Source organism: Microvirga sp. BF8 (genome assembly GCF_059888585.1).
In genome coordinates, this window is the sequence record NZ_CM187619.1 from 1,602,705 (window position 1) to 1,623,781 (window position 21,077).

Here is a 21,077-nt window from a genome sequence, read left to right on the forward strand (position 1 = left end):
TTTCATGGGACATGAACGATGCCAGACGTCGAATTCAGGACCGAAGAACGACACGAGGGCGGGCAGGCTCCACTGACGGAGCTCGCCCGTTCGCAAGCGAAGGTCATCGAGGTCTACCACGAGCGATGCACTAAGGCCGTTCAGCGTTACCTTGACGCTGTGAAGGCAGCGGGCGAGCCATTGCGGGATCGGTCGACCCGTCCGGTATCGCCTCTCGACTTATGGCGCGACGCCAGCGCCTACTGGCTCGACTTCACGCAGCGTTCCGTCCTTTTCTGGGACACGCTGCGCCAGCGCGGCAACAACTGGGTCGAGCACGAGAAGGCGGGCAAGCCGCCGCTGCTGGCCTTTGATTGGGAGATGGTCGCGGACGCCCGGACGTTTGAGCGGCCTGCGAACTACGCCCTCATCCGCATCATTCCGCCGGACGGCATCCAGACCGATCCCGAGCGCCGGCCTTTCGTCATCATCGACCCGCGCGCCGGCCATGGGCCCGGCATCGGCGGGTTCAAGCAGGACTCGCAGGTGGGTGTGGCGCTGAAGGCCGGGCATCCGGTGTACTTCGTGATCTTCTTCCCCGACCCTGTGCCCGGACAGACCCTCGCCGACGTCTCCCGCGCCGAGGCCGAATTCCTGCGCATCGTCGGCGAACGCCACCCCAGGACCCGCAAGCCTGTCCTGTTCGGCAACTGCCAGGGCGGCTGGGCTTCCATGCTGGTTGGCGCCGTCGAACCGGACCTGGTGGGGCCTATCGTCATCAACGGAGCGCCGATGTCCTATTGGGCCGGCAATGATGGCGAGAACCCGATGCGCTACGCCGGCGGAATCCTCGGCGGCCTTTGGCCCGCGCTCCTGGCCAGCGATCTCGGCGCCGGCAAGTTCGACGGCGCCTATCTCGTGGAGAACTTCGAGTACCTCAATCCGGCCAATACCTATTTCAACAAATACTACGCCCTCTTCTCGAAAATCGACACCGAGCCCGAGCGCTTCCTGGAATTCGAGCGCTGGTGGGGCGGCTTCTTCCTGATGAACCGGCAGGAGATCAAGTGGATCGTCGAGAACCTGTTCGTCGGCAACAATCTTGCTGCCGGCGATGCGGAGTGGTCCGAGGGCAGGGCCTTCGACCTGCGGGCGATCAAATCGCCGATCATCCTGTTCGCGTCGCTCGGCGACAACATCACGCCGCCGCAGCAGGCCTTCAACTGGGTGGCTGATCTCTATCCGACCACAGAATCCCTCAAGGCGAACGGCCAGGTCATCGTTGGCCTGATGCACAAGAGCGTCGGCCATCTAGGCATCTTCGTCTCAGGCGCCGTGGCCAAGCGCGAGTACACTCACATTGTCGATCTGATCGATTACATCGAACATCAGCCGCCGGGTCTCTACAGAATGCAGGTGGAGGAACATCAGGCGGACGGTCATATGCGCTACGATGTGGCGCTGACGGAGATGCGGGTCGAGGACCTGCAGGTCCTGCAGAAATATAGCCGCAAGGACGAGATGCCGTTCGAGGCGGTCGAGAAGACCTCGGAGGCGCTCGCCTCAGCCTACGAGACCTTCGTGCACCCGTTTGTGGCACCCCTGGTGACCCCGGCCGCGGCGGGGCTCATCCGCGCCTTCAATCCCCAGCGGGCGCAACGCTGGGCAGTGTCCGACCTCAATCCCTTCCTCTGGTCCCTCAAGGGCGCTGCCGACTTAGCCAAGGCGAACCGGGCCCCGCGGGACGATGACGGCCCGACAGCCGCGATGGAACACTATGCCGCCGCCATCACTGCGGCCTCTTGGGACTTGTATCGGGATCTGCGCGACGCGGCTGTGGAGAACACTTTCTTCCGCGCATACGGCCCGGCAGGCATTGGCCTGACGTCGGCAGAAACGGAGACCGTGGGAGACGAGCCCATCGACGTGCGCAACGCCCCTCTGGTAAAGGAGGCGCTTTCACACATCGAGAAGGGCAACGCGACGGAGGCGCTGGTCCGTACGGCGCTGCTGCTGATGAAGGCCGGAACAGGTCGGCGCCGGCTCTCGACCATGAAACGGGCTCGCGAACTCGTCAGCTCGGACCTTGGCCTGCTCGACATGCCGACGGAAACCGCCCGCGGGATCATCCGCGAGCAGTCATACATCGTCGACTTCGAGCCGGTGCAGGCGCTCACAGCGCTCCCGAAGCTTCTGCGGACATCCGATGACCGGAGCAGGCTGCTCGACATGCTCGATCACCTGGAGGGCCGGATCGAGGCCAATCCCAAGCAGGTCACACTGATAAACGAGATCCGGCGCCTCCTGTCCGAAAAGGAGACGGGGAACAAGACGCGCGGAAGGGCGAAAGCCGAGCCGATCACCCTGACACTGGTGGAGCAGCAGGCGGAGGACCGTCCCACCGCTGCCAAGCACGAGACCACTGGGAAAGCACGTGACACCCGACGCACGAGGGCAAGTTCATGAACGATCAACCCACGGAACTGGCCAAGGTCGCCATTCAGTCGAAGATCCTGCACGGGAAACGGGCCCTTATCGTCGGCATCGCCAACGAGCACTCGATTGCCTACGGTTGCGCCCGCGTATTCCGCGAGCTCGGGGCCGACCTTGCAGTGACCTACCTCAACGAGAAGGCTCGGCCCTATGTGGAGCCGCTCGCCAAGGACCTCGGGGCCTCGATCTTTGCGCCCTGCGACGTGGCCCAGGCCGGGCAGCTCGAAGCAGTCTTCCAGCAGATCCGCGAGACGTGGGGCAATCTCGACATTGCGCTCCATTCCGTTGCGTTTGCGCCGAAGCAGGACCTGCAGGGGCGGCTTGTCGATAGCTCCGATGAGGGCTTCAAGGTGGCGATGGACATCTCGTGCCACTCCTTCGTCCGCATGGCGCGGCTCGCCGAACCGTTGATGCCGGAAGGTGGAACGCTCCTGGCGATGAGCTATCATGGCGCCAACAAGGTAGTGCCGAACTACAACCTCATGGGGCCCGTGAAGGCGGCACTGGAGAGCGCCGTCCGGTATCTCGCCTACGAGCTGGGTGACAAGCATATCCGCGTGCATGCCGTCTCGCCCGGTCCCCTGAAGACCCGGGCGGCCTCCGGCCTCAAGGACTTCGATATCCTGCTGTCCGAGGCGATCGAGCGGGCGCCTATCGGCGAACTGGTCGACATCGAAGATGTCGGCCTCACCGCGGCCTATCTGACGACACCATTCGCCAGACGGCTGACGGGGACCACCACTTATGTCGACGGTGGGCTCAGCATCATGGCCTGACGAGGCGGAGGGGACGTTGCGGGATGTGAGAATGCGGAGCCGGGAGGAGGCCGTGGGTTCCATGGATCCGCGCGATGCGATGAACGGCCGGGAACGGGCTGCCGCTTCCGACGCCTCTTACGTGGAGAAGGCGCTCGGGCTCGGGCTGCTCCTGCTGCTGGCCGTCGGCTGCATCTACATCCTGACGCCCTTCCTCAACGCCCTCTTCCTCGCGGTCACCCTTTGCGTATCCACCTGGTCCCTGTTCCGGAAGGTCGAGAAATGGTTGGGCCGGCGTCCGACCGCCGCTGCCCTGCTCATGACCCTGCTGACCGCTGCCCTGCTCGTGCTCCCGCTTCTGGCGTTGGGCGCCAACCTGGCGGACGACGTGACCCGGCTCACCGGTGCCGTTCGATCCGCCATCGATCAGGGGCTGCCGCCGCCGGGCTGGCTCGGGCGCTTGCCTCTTGTCGGCCCTGAGGCGGAGCGGGCTTGGCTTCAGGCCTTCCAGCAGGGCCAAGGGATCGGGCCGGTCATCGCGCCCTATGCGGTGCCTCTGCGGGAATGGGCGCTGCGCCAAGGAGGCATGCTCCTCTCCGGCACGCTCCAGGTCGTCTTCGCCGTTGTGCTGGCCTTTTTCCTCTACCGTGACGGTGCCTATGTGGAGCGCCGGCTCGAATGGGCGATGTCCCGCCTGGGCGGCTGGCGGGCCCGGCACGTGCTCAAGGCCGCGGGCGCCACCATCAAGAGCGTCGTCAACGGCGTTCTCGGCACCGCGCTGATCCAGAGCATCCTGCTCGGCTTCAGCTTCTGGCTCGCGGGTGTCCCCGGCGCCATCGTGCTCGGCGCGGTAGGCGTCGTCCTGACCCTTGTGCCCATGGGCCTCGTGCTCCTGTGGCTGCCGGCCGCTCTGTGGCTGATGTCCGACGGCCATACCGGCTGGGCCGTGTTCGTGATGGCATGGAACGGGCTTGTCGTCGGCAGCCTCGACAACGTCCTGCGTCCTTACCTGATCAGTCGCGGCGTCCGGATGCCGATGGTGCTGATCTTTCTCGGCGTACTCGGCGGTCTTCTGACCTTCGGGATCATCGGCGTCTTTCTCGGGCCGGTGCTTCTCGCGGTCGCCCACACGCTGTTTCAGGACTGGGACCGCGCGGATGGGGGGCGATCATGAGGGGCGAGCGTCGGCGATCCGAGGCAAGGCGGTGGATGCCTTCCGCCCTCCGGAAGGAGATGAGGAAGCTGCGTTCCCGTGGTGAGCAATCCAGAGCCGCTGCACTTCAGGCCCAGGTTCCTGAGGGCAAAGCGGCCCCGGTAACCGGATCGACCCGTGGCGCAGGATTCGGAATGAAAAGTGCCCATGCGGCCATGGGGGCGGATGTTCGACACACGGGCAAAGCGGTTCGGCAAGACGCGATCCTCCCTCGTTCTCGCCGACCCGGAGCCGATCGGAGGGCTCTCTGCCTTCCGCCGCCTCGATGCGGCGGTGCAAACCGGCGGCGTCCTTCCGGCCGACAGGGACTGGGCCGCGCAACGAGGACACTGCAATGAAGACGACGACCCTCCAGGACGCCGTTGCGATGATCCCGGGCGGAGCCACCCTGATGGTCGGCGGCTTCATGGGCGTCGGGACGCCGGAGCCGCTGGTCGACGAGCTCGTGCGCCAGCGGAAAGGTGACTTGACGGTCATCGCCAATGATACGGCCGCGCCGGGCATCGGCATCGGCAAGCTGATCACGGCCAAACTCCTGCGGCGGGTGATCGTGAGCCACATCGGCCTCAATCCCGAGACGCAGCAGCAGATGCTGGCTGGAGAACTGCAGGTGGACCTCGTCCCGCAGGGCACGCTCGCCGAGCGCATCCGCGCCGGCGGCTTCGGGCTCGGCGGCATCCTGACGGCGACCGGCATCGGCACAATCGCCGAGGAGGGCAAGCAGAGGATTGCGGTTGATGGCCGCGACTACCTGCTGGAGCCTGCCCTGCGGGCCGACTTCGCGCTCGTGCATGCCTTCATTGCCGATTACCTCGGCAATCTCGGGTATGTCCTAACGGCCCGCAACTTCAACCCGCTGATGGCCATGGCAGCGGATACGGTTGTCGTGCAGGCGGAGAACATCGTGCCCGTTGGCGTGGTCTCTCCGGACCATGTCATGACGCCGGCTCCGGTCGTCGACTATCTCATCGCGAAAGGCTGACGCCATGGATGCGCAATCCCTCATCGCCAAACGCATCGCACTGGAGTTGCGGGATGGCATGCTGGTCAATCTCGGCATCGGCATTCCGACCCTTGTCGCGAACTTCGTTCCCAAGGGCATCCACGTTTTCTTCCAGTCCGAGAACGGCCTCATCGGCACCGGCCCGGTGCCGGAGCCCGGCATGGCGCTGCCGTGGCTCACGGATGCGGGCGGAAAGCCCGTGACGGCCCTGCCGGGAGCGTCGACGTTCGACAGCGCCATGTCCTTCGGCCTGATCCGGGGCGGACACCTTGACCTTACGGTCTTGGGCGGCCTCCAGGTCGATCAGCATGGCCATCTCGCCAACTGGATGGTGCCGGGCAAGATGGTGCCCGGCATGGGCGGCGCCATGGATCTGGTGACCGGAGCCAAGCGCGTCATCGTCGCCATGCAGCACACCGCCAAGGGCCGCCCGAAGATCGTGCGGGAGTGCTCATTGCCGCTCACATCGGGCCGTTCGGTGAACCTCGTCATCACGGAGCTCGCAGTGATCGGCTTTCCGGAGGGGCGAGCCACCCTCCTGGAGACGCAGGATGGCGTGACCGTCGAGGAGGTGGTCGCGGCCACGGAGGCCGAACTCGCCATTTCCCCTGAACTGTCCGCACCATCGATTTCGAAATCTCCGTCCGAACCCGTTGCCCCGCCTTCCATGGGAGAGGCCATATGACCCCATCACTCAACCCAGCTGCCCCCCATCATCTGCCGATCTTCATCACGGCGCCCGGCGGAACCGATGTCCTCATGGTGATCACGGCTGCGTTCCTGGTGCTCGCCGTACTGACCGTCGGTATCCTGTTCCTGCGCCTGCACACTCTGCCCGAGCGCATGGCGCACAAGTCGCAGAAGATTCAATTCGAGATCGTGGCGGTGCTGGGTCTGCTGGCCCTGTTTACCCACATGCACATCTTCTGGGTGGCCGGGCTGCTGCTCGCGCTGATCGATATTCCCGACTTCGGGGGCACCCTCAACAGGATGGCCGGATCTCTTGAGAAGATCGCGGGCATCAGGCCGGGGACGGGCGCAGACGACGTGCCGGACGAGAATGTCCCCGTCGCTGCGCAGGGTGAAGAAGCGGTCGAGGCGCCGACCACCGTCACACCTTATCGCGTGCCAAAGGAGCAGTCCCATGCTTGAGATTCTGCTTTGCTCTCTGGTCACGATCCTGCCGGACTACCTCTACCGCCGCTATGGCCAGGGCAAGCGGATTGGCCGGGAAATCACGCTCTACTCGGTCTGGTTCGAGCTGCGCTGGGGCATCGTCACCTGCCTGATGCTCACCATCGGGCTGATCACGGTGGTTTTCTACAACCACCCTGCCACCATGAACGCGACGGCATTTTTCCGCACCATTCCGGTCCTGCCTGAGATCAATGGTCGGGTCGCGCAAATCTATGTCGACGGCGTGAGCGGTGCGGTAAAGCAGGGTGATCCGATTTTCCGGCTCGACAGCTCGAAGCAAGAGGCCGCCGCGGAAACCGCCCGCCGCAGGATCGCCGAGACCCAAGCCGCCATGGTGGTCGCGCAGAGCGACATTCAGGCTGCCGAGGGCAAGCTCCAAGAGGCCCGGAGCGCGTATCAGCAGGCGGTCGACGAGCTGGAGACCAAGCAGGAAATCTACCGGCGCAATCCCGGCGCCGTGGCTACGCGGGATATCGAGAAGCTGCAGGTTGCCGTTCAGGGACGCCAGGGCAGCATCGACGCCGCCACCGCCGCAAAGCAGCAGGCCGAGGTGCAGCTTTCCACCTTGCTCCCCGCTCAGAAGGCCAGTGCCGAGGCCGAGTTGGCACAAGCCGAAGTGGACCTGTCGAAGACTGTCATCCGGGCCGGCGTTGACGGCCGGCTGGAGCAGTTCACGCTTCGGGCGGGTGACGTCGTCAACCCGCTCATGCGCCCGGCCGGGGTTCTGATCCCGGAAGGCGCGGGACGGGGCAGCCTGCAGGCCGGTTTTGACCAGGTCGAGTCCCAGGCGCTGACGGTCGGGATGGTGGCCGAGGCCACCTGCGCGTCGGAGCCCTGGACGATCATTCCGATGGTCGTAACGGGTTTGCAGGACTATATCGCCGCCGGCCAAGTCCGCAGCGGTGAGCAGCTGCTGGATGTGACGCAGGTGGCGCGGCCAGGTACCATGCTGACGTTTCTCGAGCCACTCTACGAAGGCGGATTCGACGGGGTTACCCCCGGCAGCAGCTGCATCGTGAATGCCTATAGCAGCCATCACGACGAAATCGTCGCCCCGGGGACCAGCACGATGCGGCGGATTATTCTTCACGTCGTGGACGGCGTTGGCCTCGTGCATGCCCTGATCCTGCGCATTCAGGCGCTGCTTTACCCGATTCAGACCCTCGTGCTCGGCGGGCATTGATCAACGCTAGGGAGGAATGCGATGGCGACCATCCTATTCGAGCTGATCTCGCCGGAGCGGGTGCTGTTCTCCGGCGAGGTGCGGGCGGTGATGCTGCCGGCAACCGAAGGCGACATGACCGTCATGCCGGGGCATGAGCCGACCATGGCGATGCTCAACCCCGGACTCGTCGCGGTGACCGACACACAGGGTCACGGGCACCGTGCTTTCGTCCGAGGTGGGTTCGTTGAGATCACCGGCACGAGCGTGGCGGTTCTCGCAGAGCGGGCGCTGCCGCCCGAGGAACTCACGCGCGACCGCCTCGACGAGGAGATCCTGCATCTGGAAACCATGCGCGAGGCTCTGCGGGACGACAGGGCGCGCCGCGAGGCGGATTTCGCGATCAGCCGACTGGAGCAGGTGAAGACGACCCTTTCGTTCTAACGAATGCTAACTTCAGGAGAACGATCGATGGCTACCATGTCAAAGAAGTCGACACTGTCCGACTCGACGCACGGCGCACAGGGATTCGCCCTGTCGGGCGACACCAATCAGGCGCTGCAAAGGGCCACGGAAGGCTGGTTTGCTGCGACCACTGAATGCCAGCGCGAAATGATTGGCTTCGTCTCCATGCGTCTCGAAAAGGACGCCGAGGCTACCCGCGAGATGATGGCCTGCAGGAATATGGCGGATGTCACGGCGATCCAGTCCCGCTGGATCGAGGAAACCATGCGTGACTACAATGCCGAAATGACCAAGCTGATGACCATCTGCGCCAAGGCGGCCAGCGGCGGAGCCGGCCGAAAGGAGTGATGGATTTCAGGCCCGTTCGCAGCGTGGATGGATCCCGTCGTATTGGGAGCAGGTGGCCCGTGCATCAGGGCCCACGTCAGCTCACCATGTGCTCGAGCGGACGTGGGCGATGGCTGTCGCCATCAGTTCGGACATTTTCTCGCGGATCTGTTCATCGGAAACAGGGACGCTGTTGGCTTCGAAGTCTGCCCTCAGCTTGTCGACCAGACCTTCGTCGACGACACGGGCAACCAGGCTCCCGCTGATCTCGCTGACATAGGCGTCGCCTTTCTCGCCCGTGAGGCGGAGCTGGGCGGCGGCCCATTGTCCAAGCAGCTTGTTGCGCCATGCCAGCGCCCTGAACTGTGCTTCCTCGTCATGGACGAACATCTGCTCGAAGGCCCGCTCGCGATCTTCGAAAAGCGTCATGGGGCATCTCCACGTCCACTGCGACCAACAGGTCCGAACGGCATCATACACGAGATCTTCGGTTGCATGATCATGATAGCATTTGGATCAGGCTGTTCTCTGCGGAAGTGTGGAGCGCATCGGCATCAGAGGCTGGTGGCAAATGCCCATGTTCGGGAGCAAAATTAGCACCGGGTTCGCCCCCGCCTGCGAGAAGAGGGAGGGAGTCATGCTCGCATTCAGGCAAGCGCTTCGTTTTGGCCTGGTCACAGTCGCGGTGACGTTCGGGGCGGGGCTAGCGTCACCAGGATGGGCCGCGAGCGGGACGGTCCGCCTCGAGATCGCCAAGGCGGGCTTCATTGTCGGCGTCGGAGGCGGCAGAGGAACGCTCGTCTTCCAGGGACGCCGTTACCCGTTGAGCGTCGGCGGCTTGAGCCTCGGCGCAACAATCGGAGCCTCGAAGGCCGATCTCGTCGGGCGCGCCTACAACCTTCGCCGGGCCTCCGACATTGTCGGCACCTATACGGCCGTCGGTGGAGGGGTCGCTGTCGGCGGCGGCGTATCGGGCATCCGCCTGCAGAATGCCAGGGGCGTCGTCCTCGACCTGAGCGGACGCAACATGGGGCTGGAGTTCAACGCCAACGTAAGCGGCGTGGAGATTCGCATCCGTTGAAGCCGCAGAGGCCCGCGGCTTGGGTCTGAACGTGGCTAGCTGCCTGAGACCGTTGCCCTGACGTCGACGAGCTTGTTCAGCTTGCGCTGATTTACCCCAAGCTCTTCAGCCCATTCCGCAAGGGCGGAGCTGTAGAGCAGGGCACGGAAGCGCGTCGGGTTGTCGGCGCAGCCCTTCAGCCTCAGGAGTTCGCTCAGAGCCTGCCTCAGCATCGCACGATCTACGGTCATGGCCATACCTCGTTCCAGGGGGATCACTCTGCCGGTACCCTAGCCTTATCGTCAAACGACCAAAAGGCTTACCGGCCACCCGGAACAACCGCGACCAGCCCTGCCTGAAATCCCAGCCAACCCGGTTCTCCTCGGAAAGGCCGCCGCCGCAGGCGGCGTTTCGCCTGCGGTTTGCGTCGCAAAATGCCAAGCGCTTGTCCCAGACGATCAAGCAAACCCTGCATAAAGGGATCAAAATGCTTTTTGGTCCCGACAGCCTGCCTCAATCCCTGATGTGCCCCTGTCGGAAAGGGAGGATGACGATGAACAAGTCTCTCCTGGTTCTGTGCGTTCTCGCAGCGGGCGCACTCCTGATCCCGGATATTGCCGAGGCCCAGCGCGGCGGTCGCGGCGGTGGTGGTCGCATGGGTGGAGGCGGCTTCGGCGGCGTTCGCATGGGTGGGGGCGGCTTCGGCGGCGGGAGCTTCCGGGCCGGCAGCTTCGGGGGCTCCAGGATGTACGTCCCCCGGGGCGGCTCCCGAGTGGGAATGGGCGGTGGCTTCCGTCAGGCGGCGATCGGCAGTCCGGGCGTCCGTTTTGACAACCGCCTCGGCAGCAGAGGCGGCTACTTCGGCAATCGGGGCGATGGGCGATATGGCGTCCGTCCGCCGGGATCCTGGGGCGGCAGGTATCCGTACTATGGCGGGCGGTATCCCGCCTATGGTCGCTACTACGGACGCTATCCGTACTATGGCGGGTACTATGGGAACTACCCGTATTATGGCGGATGGGGAGCAGCTGGGCTGGTCACGGGCAGCATCGTCGGGGCGGCAACGTATCCCTATTACAACTATCCGTATTCCACATATCAAACGCCGGTCGCATCGGCGGTTGGCGGCTACTGTGTGACCCCGGCCAGGACCTGTGCTCTGACCAGTTCGGCACCGGTCGGGACCGGATGCTCATGCCGTGTCCCGGGAGGCCGGGCCCGCGGTACCGTGCAGTGATCGTCGAGTGCCGGTGGTAGCTGCCGGATAGGCTGACCGTTCAGCCTGTCCGGCTCCGCCGGAACTGGGTGCCGGAGACTTCCTGGTATCGCGAACTTCCGGATGCCGGGCGTTGCAGGAGTGATTTCTGATGCGTCAGGTCATCGCGTTCGCGCTTGCTCCCATCATCGCCACGACGCCGGCGCTTGCGGCCCCGGGAGCGACCACCAGCAGCGTCAACTTCCGTTCGGGTCCAGGAACGAACTTCTCCTCCATCCGGACTCTTGCGGCCGGCACGGAGGTCGAGATCGGCGGCTGCGATGAATCGGGCAGCTGGTGTGCCGTGACGGTCACGGGACAGCGGGGTTTCGTCAGCGGGCGCTATCTGGAGCAGAGCAAGGAGCCCGAGGGTTGGCCCCGCACCTTTGAGATCGGCAAGGGCCGCCTCGTGCTGTTCCAGCCGCAATTCACCGAGTGGACAGACTTCAAGACTATCGAGGCGCTGGTCGCGGCCGAATATGTGAAGGTGCCCGATGCCAACCCGGTGTTCGGTGTGATCGGGCTCAAAGGCGCGACGTCGTACGACGAGGATGCCGGCGAAATCGTCGTCAGGGACATCGTAGTCACCCAGCTCAACTTCTCGGGGCTTGATCGCGACGACCTGAAGGCGCTCTCCATGGAGACCGGCAAGCTGCTGCCGACAGGCCCGATCACGGTAGCCGAGGCGCGGGTGACGGCGAGCCTCGCCGAGCAGAAGCGCATGACCGATGTGGCGGGGCTCAAGGCGGACCCGCCACAGATCCTTGTTTCGACCGTGCCGGCGATTCTGGTGCAGACCGATGGCGAGCCTGCCTATGCTCCCGTCAAAAGCCAAACCGGGCTGTCCTTCGTGGTGAACACGAACTGGGATCTTTTCCGGCTTGACGAGGGAGGCGCTCTCTACCTGCGCGACGACACCCACTGGCTGACGGCACCCGCCATCGACGGTCCGTGGACGGTTGTGACCGATATGCCGGCGTTGCTGAGGGGCCTTCCCGATGACAGTAACTGGGCCGATGCCCGCGCGGCCATGCCGCCGGAACCTTACCAAGGCGGGAGGGCACCCAAGGTCATCACGACAGATGCATCGGCCGAGATGATTCAGTTCAACGGGCCACCGGCGCTCCAGGATGTGCCGAACACCTCGTTGCAATGGGCTTCGAATACCGAGGCGGATGTGTTCTTCGACAGGGCCGGAAAGCAATGGTACGTGCTTCTGTCGGGACGATGGTTTCGCGCGCCATCACTGGAGAAGGGCCCGTGGACATTCGCCACGCCCGATTTGCCAGCCGACTTCCGGAACCTACCCGAGGACGCACCTTATTTCGCCGTGCGCGCGAGCGTGCCGGGCACATCGGAGGCCGCCGAGGCACGGCTCAAGGCCAGCATCCCCACCACCGCACGGGTCGAGGCTGGCTCGATCACGCCGACGGTCGCCTATGCGGGCGATGCCCAATTCGTCCCCATCGAGACGACCGATCTCTCCTATGCGACCAACACGACCGACACGGTCATCAAGGCCGGGCAGCAGTATTTCCTGTTGCAGGACGGCGTCTGGTTCGTCTCGGACACTCCGGACGGTCCGTGGCAGCTTGCACGCGTAGTCCCCGAGGCCATCTACACGATCCCGCCGTCCTCGCCTGTCTACAATGTCACATATGTGCGCGTGTATGACACCGAGCCGGCTGCCGTCTGGTACGGCTACACCATGGGTTACCTGTTCAACTATCTGGCCTGGGGCACTTATGTCTACGGCACCGGCTGGCGCTACGCGCCATACTGGTACCGCTGGCCCGGCAATGCCTACCCAATCTACTATCCACGGCCGGTCACCTGGGGCATCGGCGCCTACTACAACCCGATCCGAGGAATGTATGGCCGTTACGGCTATGCGTACGGTCCCTATCGCGGCATCGCCGGGACGCGGACCTGGAACCCGAGCACGGGCGCCTATGCCCGCGCCGGCGCGGCTTGGGGGGCGCGGGGATCGGCCGGCTTCGTCGGGGCCTACAATCCGCGTACGGATGGGGCCGGATACCTCGCGGGCGGACGCAATGTTTACGGCGCGTGGAAATCGGCTGGAGTCAAGCGTGGCTCCGAATGGGCCCGCGTGACGGCGCGAGACACCGCGACGGGCGGCTCGTCGCTGCGTTGGAACGCATCGAACGGGCAGGGCTTCATCCGCGAGGGCAGGCGCGGCGACATCTATGCGGGCAGGGATGGGAATGTCTACCGAAATACTGGCAACGGATGGCAGCGCTTTGATGGCGGCTGGCAGGACGTGGCGCAGCCCAAGGGAGGTGATCTGCTCGGGCGCGGGGAGGGACGCGAGGGCCTTTCGCCGGAAGGGCGCGAGCGGCTGCAGGAGCGTGGAGGAGGCGAGGCTCTGAGGGGGCTTGCGGGAGCAGGCGCGGCCGGGGCGGCCGGTGCGGCTCTCGGCCAGCGACTGACCGCCGACGGCGAACAGGCCCGCAGGGACCGCACGAATGGCGGCGCGGCGCGGGAACGGGCGGCGCAGCGCCCGTCTGGAGAGCGTCAGGTGCAACAACGCCCATCGGAGCAACAGCGACCGACAGCACAACAACGTCCCGCTGCAAAGGATCGCCAGGCGGCGGCGCAACGTCCTGCGGCGGCAAAGCCTCGCCCCGCGGCGCAACAGCGCCCGACGCCGCAACGGCCAAAGGCGCAGCGCCCGGCATCGCGTCCGGCCACCCCGCAGCAGCTTCCGTCAAACCTGATGCGGGACGCCCAGGCGCGAAACCTTGGAAACCAGCGCCAGATCGCCAGTCGTCAATTTGCCGGACCGACGTCGCCCCAGTTCTCGCGTCGCAGCATGTCATCCTTTTCACCTCAGCGCAGCGTCACGCCACGGGGTGGCTTTGGAGGGGGAGGAGGTTTCCGCGGCGGTGGAAGGGGACGGCGCTAGGCATGGGCGTCCGCTCGCCCACAGCGGCTTTGTCAGCCCCAATTCCTTCCGAGCACCAGAGGTAGACGGCTGCCGGGATGACTGACCGGACCGCAGTTCAGCGGAGTGCCGGAGTGTGCTTACCACCCGGGCCGCCGTGCCTGGCGTCGTCAGGCCCGAGCCACGGGCGCGACCGTATGCGCGATGCAGCTCTTCGACATGGATACGATCTGACAAGAGACATCCGCGTTCGAGGCAGCTGGGGCCATGGAAAGGGCGGCAGGCGCGGCCAATCCCAGCCCTTCGCGACATCATGGCTCCAATGGGGCCGTGGCGATTCTTAATTCAAACAATGCCCCGGTGCCGATCAGCCGGCGCGGAGCCTTCCCGCGCCGGCCCATCTACCGCGAAGGTCAGAACTCGGAGTCGTCCTCGTCGTAGATGTCCATTTGACGGCTTTCCATCGCGGCTCTGGCGCCCTCGAGGGCGCGTACGGTGACGAAGCGCAGCCGCATCTTCTGGTCAGGTGTCAGGGTCTGGTAGAGCGGTTGCCACGCATCGGCGAGCTTCTTCAGGCCAGCGGCCCGTTCCGCCAGGGATTCAGCGCGATCGCGGTAAAACTGCACGGGATCGACTTCCTGCCACTTGCCCATGCGTTCCTCGAGCGCGGACAGGCGGCGGAAGCGGGCCTCCGACCGGGCGCGGATCGCCTCCTCCACGGGCGCCCAATGTTGCTGCTGCTCAGGGGTGAGCTGCAATGCCGCCTTGATCACACCGACTCTCACGTCGGCCAGGATCTTGAATTCAGTCGGGCTCAGCCGCCCATCGTCCGGCATGGCGGCAGGACTGGCGGAGGCGCTCTGTTGCGCATGGGCGAGGGGCGCGCCAACGATGTACAGGGCCGCCATAACGGCAATCGTTCTCTTCAGCATCTCAGTCTCCGCGGTTTTTGAACGCCCGCATGCTAGGACCGGGTGGCTAGCATGCTTGATGGCTTGGGACAGCGCCTTGCCAGTTTGGGACGCGGCTCGGCGGGGCAGGTCGGCAACCGGCCCGCGCAATCCGTGCGTGGGCCGAGGCGAACCATCACGCCCGTTGAATTTCGCGCGCTGGGTTTGGTGGATCGCCGCTCCGGTCCGCCCCCGGATGAATCAGGGCAAATCCCGCGAGCGCCCCGAGGATGGCGAGGCATCCCGCGATGAGGAGGGCCATTCGGACCCCATCCGCCGGATGAGAGCCGATGTCGACCATCACACCCGTGACCACCGGAGCAAGAGGACCAGCCAGCGTCGTAATCGCATTGGTGACCCCGAGGACCGGCCCGCGCCGCTCGACCGGGGTCACCTCGGCGATCAGGACAGGTCCGAGCACGAACATCACGTTGCAGAGGGAGAAGGCGACCATGGTGCACACGATGATCGGCAGCGTCCCCTGGGATCGTGCCAACAGGATGATGATCAAACCCGAGGCGAGGGTGCTGGCGCATGCAACCGCTCCGCACGCGAGTCGGCTCGGAATGCCACGTCGCTTCAGGATATCGGACAGAACCGATATACCGGGCAGAAGCACGATCTGACTGAGCGACACCAGCATCATGATCCAACTGGCCTGGACCGGCGTGTATCCGAAGGCCTGGGTCAAAAAAGCCGGTAGCCAGACGACTGCCAGCGTCAGCAGCCAATAGGCACAGAAGCCCACAACTTGGACGCCGATGACGGTTTGACATCTGAGCAGGCGGCGATACGGCATCCGCGCCGCGGACCCGCCGCAACTCTGGATATCCGGGGCGAGGGGCCCCTCGCGGGCGATCGCCAGCCATGCGACGCACCAAATGAGGCCTACCGCACCGACAAATCCGAATGCCGCGTGCCAGGACCATGCGGCGATGATGGCGACGATCACGGGCGCCGCGATCCCGTTGCCGGCCAAGGTGCCGACGGCGATGAGGCTCGTCGGGACGGCGCGGCGCTCGTTCGGAAACCACTTGTAGACGGCATGCAATGCGACCGGGTAGGCGGGCCCCTCGCCGAAGCCGAGGGCAACCCGGTTCATGACCAGGGCGGCCACCGAGGCTGACAGCATCATGGGCAACTGGCATAGGGACCAGATCAGCCCGAGGGCCGCCAGCACCCACTTGGAGGCGACGCGGTTCACCACGAAACCGCCGATCACACCTCCCACCGAGAAGAGCGTGAAGAAGCTCGTCGCAATCAGGCCGAACTGGCTGTGGGTCAGTCCAAGGTCCTGCATGATCGGAACGGCGGCGAGGCCGAGCACCGCCCGGTCAGCAAAGTTGATGAGCATGAACAGACACAGCAGACCCGCCACAATCCAGGCGTGAACCTGGTCCGTTGCCTGGGCTGTGGAGGCAGTTCGCGGGTACGGTTCATCCATTGCCTCGCCCTCGTCCAGGGGATGTACCCTGCGCCTCGGCCAATGAACGCATGACGCTCCAACAGCCAAGCACCGGCAGCACGGCCGGTCTCATCCGCGATCAGGATGTCGCTGAACTTGGCCTTTTCGATGTCTCAAACTGGCAAGGGTTCGTCCTGATTGGTCAAGCATGGCACGCAGGCCGAGCTAGGGTGCCTTCAAGGGCCGGGGAACCGAAGGCTCGCCGGAATACGAACCGTCGCGCGCAGGCGCCGGCGGACCGGGCCGGGCGAGGGGCCCGCCGCTCTGCCAAGGACGTTCAAGGAGGCATGGATGCAAGGAGCACGCGAATTCCGCAAGGGAGCCCTTCAGGCTTTCCTGATCGTCGGGGTAACGATAACAGCATCACAGGCCAGCTCGCAGACTGCGCCTGCCCCACAGCCCGTAGCCCGGGTCGCCATCGACCAGGCACAGCTCGCCTTCATTGGCAGCGCGGCCGTCGGAGGCGGCACGCTGTTCTTCCGCGGACGCTCCTATCCGTTCACGATCAATGGTCTCGGCATCGGTGGCATTGGTGCCTCGAAGATCAAGTCGACCGGAGAGGTCTATCAGCTCACCCGGGTTTCGGATCTGGCCGGCGTCTACGGACAGGTGCGCCTTGGCTGGGCCTTGGCGAGCCGAGGCGATGGCCGGCTCTGGCTGCAGAACGACAAGGGCGTCGTGCTGCGGCTGCGCACGAAGCGAGAAGGCCTGATGCTGGCCACCGGTGCGGATGCCGTCCGGATCAAGCTTCGATAAGTCGGCAGCTTGCTCCAGGCCAACTCTCGCAGGCGAACGGCGTGAACCCCCTGGGGCAGCTCGACACCAGGCAACTTGCCGAGGAGGTTTGGTGCGCATGGCCCTTGCCCGCTCAAAGGAAGGATCGGCCGAGACAGCCGTGATGACCCTCCTGTTGGTCCTTTCCCTGGTCTTGCTGCTTGGTGCCTGTGCCAGTGTGCGGGGCGTCATGGTGCCCGTGAGCGACGGGACCGCTCCAGGTGCGAGCCGAGTCGACATGCTCGTCGCCACCACCCGCAAGCGAGCCGATCCAACGGAGCTGTTTTCCGGCGACCGGGGTCCGGCCGCCGCCTTCGCCAACATCGTGGTCTCGATCCCGCCTGCGCGCGCGCGACAGGTGGGGGAGGTGCAGTGGCCGCGGCAGGTTCCCGGCAACCCGGCCACGGATTTCGTGACGGTAAAGGCAGACGTGATCGATCGCGACCAGGCGCTCGCCTGGTTTCACCGAAGCTTGCGGACTGTCCCCAAGCGGCAGGTGCTCGTGTTCATTCACGGCTTCAATAACCGCTTCGACGACGCGGTCTTCCGGTTTGCCCAGATCGTGCACGACTCCCGCGCCCTCGCCGTGCCGATCCTGTTCACCTGGCCGTCGCGCGGCAGCGTCCTGGCCTATGGCTATGACCGCGAGAGCACGGCTTATTCCCGCAATGGCCTGGAGGCCTTGCTGAAGGCTATCTCCCGGGATCCCGCGGTCGGCGAAATCTCGATCCTGGCGCATTCCATGGGAAATTCACTCGCGCTCGAAACCTTGCGCCAGATGGCGATCCGGGACGGGCGAGTCCCGCAAAAGATCCGCAACATCCTGCTTGCGGCTCCCGATGTCGATGTCGACCTCGCCCGCGAGGCGATCGTCGATATGGGACCGAAGGCGAGGCGGCCCTCGTTCACCTTGTTCGTGTCGCAGGACGACCGGGCTCTGGCCGTCTCCCGGCGGGTGTGGGGAAGCGAAGCCCGCCTCGGTGCCATCAACCCGGATCAGGAGCCCTACCGGACGCAGCTCGAGCGGGCCGATGTGACGGTTCTCGACCTCACCAAGCTCCGGGCGGGGGATGCGCTCAACCATGCCAAATTCGCCGAAAGCCCCGAGGTGGTGCAGCTTATCGGGAGACGTCTGGCCGAAGGCCAGACGGTGACGGATTCCCGCGTCGGACTGGGGGATCGCATCATCCAGGTCACGGCCGGGACGGCCGCCGCCGTGGGGACCGCGGCAGGGCTGGCGGTGTCCGCACCGGTGGCGGTTGTCGATCCGCAGACGCGCGAAACCTTCGGCCGCCATGTCGAGGAGTTGGGGCAAACCGCTTCCGGCGTCGCCGCGCCCTAGGGTTTGAAACCCCCGCGCTTGGGGCGAGCAGGATCGAGAAAGACGCGACGACACGCCAGGAGTCAAATTTGCGGGTGACGTCTCCGTCACAGCAGGCGTATGGCCGTCTCCACCGCGCCAATTCCGATCAGGCAGGACATGATTGTCAGGCCCAACAGACCAAAGGCTATGAGCACGAATTGCCGCGACCTCCGTCTTCGATGGCTGGCATTCACCGCTCGTGCAGCCGGCCAATTGTCGTTGGCGGGACGTTGCCTGGGACAGCGAAGCTCCTGCGCAATGAACCTCTGCATGGCACGCTTCCTCATCCGGAACGTCGCCTCATGTCAGCTGGAGCGCGACATGGATAGCTCCCGGCTCCTGCGTCGTCCTGATCCCAAGTCCGCTTGCCGAGAACACCTTCAACATCGCAGTATTCTCCGGCAGGACATCCGCAACCAACTCCTCGAGCCCGGTTTGGCGGGCAATCGCCACCAGGTGGCGTAACAGGGCAGCGCCAATGCCCTTTCCCTGGTGGGCATCGTCCACGGCAAAGGCAACCTCGGCCTTCCCTGGCGGCAGCACGACGTAGCGCGCCCCGCCGACGATCATCTTTTGCCCACCTTCGTCCAATTCAGCGACCAGGGCGACGTGGCTCACGAAATCGACATTGACGTAAAAGTCGACCTCCTGGTCCGTGAAGGCACGCTTGAAGGCGAAGAAGCGCCTGTAGAGGGATTGGTCACTGGTCCGGCCGACCGCGGCTAGCAGGCGTTCCCGATCCCCGGGCCTGAGGGCGCGGATTTCAACCAAGCATCCATCGCGCAGGGTCTCGGTGGCCGAATAATCCCGTGCCAGCAATGGCGCCTCCTGATCTCTAGCTCGCGCCCGTAAGAACGCTGCCCACCACCTCGCGCGGGTCCCGGGGGAGCGGTGTCATAGGGCTGGGACCCAACGCGCGATGTCTTCAGTAGTGCCGCCGGAACGCTGCGCGGGGCCCAAGGTAGCGTGGGCCGTAGAAGCCCCGGTACGCTCCGTAATAGCGCGGCCCGTAGTAGACCGGCCGTGGATAGACGCGCGGTCCGTAATAGGCCAGGCGAGGGTAGTAGTACCGCGGAGCGTAGTAGACCGGCCGCGGGTAGTAGTACGCGCGGCGCGGATAGTAGCCCGGCCAGGGTCCGTAGTAACCATAGCCGTAGGCTGGATACCCATATCCATATCCATACCCATACGGGGCGGCGGTGGCCGCCGTGATCAGGCCTCCAAGGATCGCACCACCGATCAGCCCGGCGGCGACGGCACCGCCTCCCCAGCCATGGTGATGACCATAGTAGCCGCCATAGTGGCCCCAGCCCGGACCACGCCAGTACTGCGCATGGGCTGCTCCGGCACTGCCGGTCACGATCAGGGCGGCAGCGGCGACTGTTGCGAGTTTCCTCATGGCAACCTCCCTAGCATCCACCCCCGTTTTGCTCCCTTCGAAGCGTCCCCAGTTCGTGCCGCTTCGTTCATCCCCAAGGCACTGCGACGCGTTCGGTCACGCAGGCGGGTACTCCACGATTCTCACTCCCAACGGCGACGCCACGGGTGGCCTGCAGGCCGCGGCGCCGCGTGCCACCGTTCCCCAGGAACGTCATCGCGCGCACTGTCTGTAGCCGGTTCCGGCGGTATCCTGGGCATTGAAGTAGCGCTTGAGCGAGCCGTCCGGCTGTGGTGCCATGAGAACCTGCACGTTGTGGCCCGCCACGGCATTGGCGCAGTCGAGCACCATGAGTTGACGTTCGCCGCTCGGCCGGACCGATTTGATGCGGCACGAGGCCTGAGGCGTCCTCAGGCGGCTGCCGGAGACGATGAAGGCGGACGCAAAGATGTCGACCGGCTTCTTGAACGCGCTTCCTTTGCCCGCGGATGCAAAAACCTCCGCGCAATCCGCGCTTCCGGACAGCCAGGCGCCCTGATAGGCGGCCGGGCCCCCTTGCGCCATTGTGGCCGAAGCCGCAGCGAACGCGGCAACGCCAAGACCGATCCCAGCGGCAGCGAAGAAGCGCGCAATTCCCATCGTGGTCTCCTTTCAACATGGCATCCGGCCATGAATGTCGCCAGTCGGGCCGTCCGCCATGGCCTGGCCGAAACGGCCGGACACCATGGCTGTGCCAGACCGTCACGCCGTGCGGTCGGCCCGCTGCACGGTTTCCTCCCTTTGTCCCGCGGTCGTCTCCGCGTCATCAATGATGGTCTTCGAAGCCGCGTCGGCCATCCGAATGGTGAGCTCGGCGAGGCGCCGACTGGCCTCGACGCTCTGCTTCAGGTTGTCGAGTATCATGGAGCTTTGTAGCGCGAGAGATTCGGTCGTCGACCGGCAGCGGGCGAGGGCGTTGAATTTGTCGAGGTTTTGCTGCAGGCGCCGCTGGCTCAAGCGGAACCACTCGCGGGAGATGTCTTGAAAGGCATGTGCGAGAGCCATGCTGGTATCGGCCACCGCCCGAAGGTTCTGTGAGGTCTCCGCGGTCAGTTCCTGCAGTTCCCCATTGGCCGATCCGAAGCCCTGCATGGCCTTGCCGGTCGGCTGATGGGCCAGCTCGGAGACCGCGCTGACGCTCCTGTCCGCCGCTTCCTGCAGCGTTCCGGCCATCACCTGCAGGCCTTCAAGGCCTGCCCGCAGCGTCTCGGCCATGTCCTCCGTCACACGTCGGGCCGTCTCGCCGTGCTGGCGGATCCGCTTCGCCTCTTCCATCATCGCCCCCATCCTCACC

At 65.1% G+C, this 21,077-nt stretch carries 22 protein-coding genes; 14 read left to right on the top strand and 8 right to left on the bottom strand.

Annotated features, from left to right (window positions below; translation table 11 throughout):
- Positions 1 to 18: 18 nt before the first annotated feature.
- From AC522E_RS07700 to AC522E_RS07740, 9 genes are all read left to right on the top strand, one after another.
- Entirely contained in the window at positions 19 to 2,445 is a 2,427-nt protein-coding gene (locus AC522E_RS07700) for a DUF3141 domain-containing protein (protein WP_500749818.1), read from the top strand.
- Positions 2,442 to 3,248, top strand: coding sequence for an enoyl-ACP reductase FabI (gene fabI, locus AC522E_RS07705; RefSeq protein ID WP_500749819.1), 807 nt, complete (start codon positions 2,442 to 2,444; stop codon positions 3,246 to 3,248). The genes AC522E_RS07700 and fabI overlap by 4 nt, the downstream gene beginning before the upstream one ends.
- A gap of 61 nt (positions 3,249 to 3,309) precedes the next feature.
- Positions 3,310 to 4,401, top strand: coding sequence for an AI-2E family transporter (locus tag AC522E_RS07710; protein WP_500749820.1), 1,092 nt, complete (start codon positions 3,310 to 3,312; stop codon positions 4,399 to 4,401).
- A gap of 373 nt (positions 4,402 to 4,774) precedes the next feature.
- Positions 4,775 to 5,422 (top strand): CoA transferase subunit A, encoded by a 648-nt coding sequence (locus AC522E_RS07715; RefSeq protein WP_500749821.1) that lies wholly within the window; start codon positions 4,775 to 4,777, stop codon positions 5,420 to 5,422.
- Positions 5,423 to 5,426: 4 nt separating this feature from the next.
- The gene (locus tag AC522E_RS07720; RefSeq protein ID WP_500749822.1) at positions 5,427 to 6,128 is read left to right on the top strand and encodes a 3-oxoacid CoA-transferase subunit B; all 702 of its coding nucleotides are present in this window, start codon (positions 5,427 to 5,429) and stop codon (positions 6,126 to 6,128) included.
- Positions 6,125 to 6,595: a hypothetical protein gene (locus AC522E_RS07725; protein WP_500749823.1), complete on the top strand. Its 471-nt coding sequence runs from the start codon at positions 6,125 to 6,127 to the stop codon at positions 6,593 to 6,595. The genes AC522E_RS07720 and AC522E_RS07725 overlap by 4 nt, the downstream gene beginning before the upstream one ends.
- Positions 6,588 to 7,823: an HlyD family secretion protein gene (locus AC522E_RS07730; RefSeq protein ID WP_500749824.1), complete on the top strand. Its 1,236-nt coding sequence runs from the start codon at positions 6,588 to 6,590 to the stop codon at positions 7,821 to 7,823. The genes AC522E_RS07725 and AC522E_RS07730 overlap by 8 nt, the downstream gene beginning before the upstream one ends.
- 21 nt (positions 7,824 to 7,844) lie before the next feature.
- Positions 7,845 to 8,246, top strand: coding sequence for an ATP synthase F1 subunit epsilon (atpC, locus tag AC522E_RS07735; RefSeq protein ID WP_500749825.1), 402 nt, complete (start codon positions 7,845 to 7,847; stop codon positions 8,244 to 8,246).
- Between the two features lie 27 nt (positions 8,247 to 8,273).
- Entirely contained in the window at positions 8,274 to 8,615 is a 342-nt protein-coding gene (locus tag AC522E_RS07740; RefSeq protein WP_500749826.1) for a phasin family protein, read from the top strand.
- Positions 8,616 to 8,696: 81 nt separating this feature from the next.
- Here AC522E_RS07740 and AC522E_RS07745 read toward each other — a convergent pair whose 3' ends face one another.
- Complete coding sequence (locus AC522E_RS07745; RefSeq protein WP_500749827.1) at positions 8,697 to 9,023, bottom strand: DUF1476 domain-containing protein; 327 nt, start codon at positions 9,021 to 9,023, stop codon at positions 8,697 to 8,699.
- 208 nt (positions 9,024 to 9,231) lie between these two features.
- Between AC522E_RS07745 and AC522E_RS07750 the strand changes: the two genes are divergently transcribed.
- Complete coding sequence (locus AC522E_RS07750) at positions 9,232 to 9,675, top strand: hypothetical protein (RefSeq protein ID WP_500749828.1); 444 nt, start codon at positions 9,232 to 9,234, stop codon at positions 9,673 to 9,675.
- Positions 9,676 to 9,710: 35 nt separating this feature from the next.
- On the opposite strand, the gene AC522E_RS07755 is transcribed toward AC522E_RS07750, so the two are convergent.
- Positions 9,711 to 9,905 (bottom strand): hypothetical protein, encoded by a 195-nt coding sequence (locus AC522E_RS07755; RefSeq protein WP_500749829.1) that lies wholly within the window; start codon positions 9,903 to 9,905, stop codon positions 9,711 to 9,713.
- 302 nt (positions 9,906 to 10,207) lie between these two features.
- Here AC522E_RS07755 and AC522E_RS07760 point away from each other — a divergent pair, with 302 nt between their 5' ends.
- Both AC522E_RS07760 and AC522E_RS07765 read left to right on the top strand, forming a co-directional pair.
- Positions 10,208 to 10,891 (top strand): hypothetical protein, encoded by a 684-nt coding sequence (locus AC522E_RS07760; RefSeq protein WP_500749830.1) that lies wholly within the window; start codon positions 10,208 to 10,210, stop codon positions 10,889 to 10,891.
- A gap of 130 nt (positions 10,892 to 11,021) precedes the next feature.
- A complete protein-coding gene (locus tag AC522E_RS07765; RefSeq protein ID WP_500749831.1) occupies positions 11,022 to 13,835 on the top strand; it encodes an SH3 domain-containing protein in 2,814 nt (937 codons plus the stop codon).
- Positions 13,836 to 14,227: 392 nt separating this feature from the next.
- On the opposite strand, the gene AC522E_RS07770 is transcribed toward AC522E_RS07765, so the two are convergent.
- Both AC522E_RS07770 and AC522E_RS07775 read right to left on the bottom strand, forming a co-directional pair.
- Entirely contained in the window at positions 14,228 to 14,746 is a 519-nt protein-coding gene (locus AC522E_RS07770; protein WP_500749832.1) for a Spy/CpxP family protein refolding chaperone, read from the bottom strand.
- A gap of 154 nt (positions 14,747 to 14,900) precedes the next feature.
- Complete coding sequence (locus AC522E_RS07775) at positions 14,901 to 16,208, bottom strand: MFS transporter (protein ID WP_500749833.1); 1,308 nt, start codon at positions 16,206 to 16,208, stop codon at positions 14,901 to 14,903.
- A gap of 312 nt (positions 16,209 to 16,520) precedes the next feature.
- On the opposite strand from AC522E_RS07775, the gene AC522E_RS07780 reads away from it, so the two are divergent.
- Together AC522E_RS07780 and AC522E_RS07785 are read left to right on the top strand one after the other, a co-directional pair.
- Positions 16,521 to 16,985, top strand: a complete 465-nt coding sequence (locus AC522E_RS07780; protein ID WP_500749834.1) for a hypothetical protein — start codon at positions 16,521 to 16,523, stop codon at positions 16,983 to 16,985.
- A 97-nt stretch (positions 16,986 to 17,082) separates the two neighbouring features.
- Positions 17,083 to 18,345: an alpha/beta hydrolase gene (locus AC522E_RS07785; RefSeq protein WP_500749835.1), complete on the top strand. Its 1,263-nt coding sequence runs from the start codon at positions 17,083 to 17,085 to the stop codon at positions 18,343 to 18,345.
- Positions 18,346 to 18,666: 321 nt separating this feature from the next.
- Here AC522E_RS07785 and AC522E_RS07790 read toward each other — a convergent pair whose 3' ends face one another.
- From AC522E_RS07790 to AC522E_RS07805, 4 genes are all read right to left on the bottom strand, one after another.
- Positions 18,667 to 19,185 carry a GNAT family N-acetyltransferase gene (locus tag AC522E_RS07790; RefSeq protein ID WP_500749836.1) on the bottom strand — a complete coding sequence of 173 codons (519 nt, stop codon included), beginning with the start codon at positions 19,183 to 19,185 and terminating at the stop codon, positions 18,667 to 18,669.
- Between the two features lie 106 nt (positions 19,186 to 19,291).
- Positions 19,292 to 19,765 carry a BA14K family protein gene (locus AC522E_RS07795; protein WP_500749837.1) on the bottom strand — a complete coding sequence of 158 codons (474 nt, stop codon included), beginning with the start codon at positions 19,763 to 19,765 and terminating at the stop codon, positions 19,292 to 19,294.
- Between the two features lie 192 nt (positions 19,766 to 19,957).
- Positions 19,958 to 20,383 carry a hypothetical protein gene (locus AC522E_RS07800; protein WP_500749838.1) on the bottom strand — a complete coding sequence of 142 codons (426 nt, stop codon included), beginning with the start codon at positions 20,381 to 20,383 and terminating at the stop codon, positions 19,958 to 19,960.
- 102 nt (positions 20,384 to 20,485) lie between these two features.
- Positions 20,486 to 21,061 carry a phasin family protein gene (locus tag AC522E_RS07805; RefSeq protein ID WP_500749839.1) on the bottom strand — a complete coding sequence of 192 codons (576 nt, stop codon included), beginning with the start codon at positions 21,059 to 21,061 and terminating at the stop codon, positions 20,486 to 20,488.
- Positions 21,062 to 21,077 lie beyond the last annotated feature (16 nt).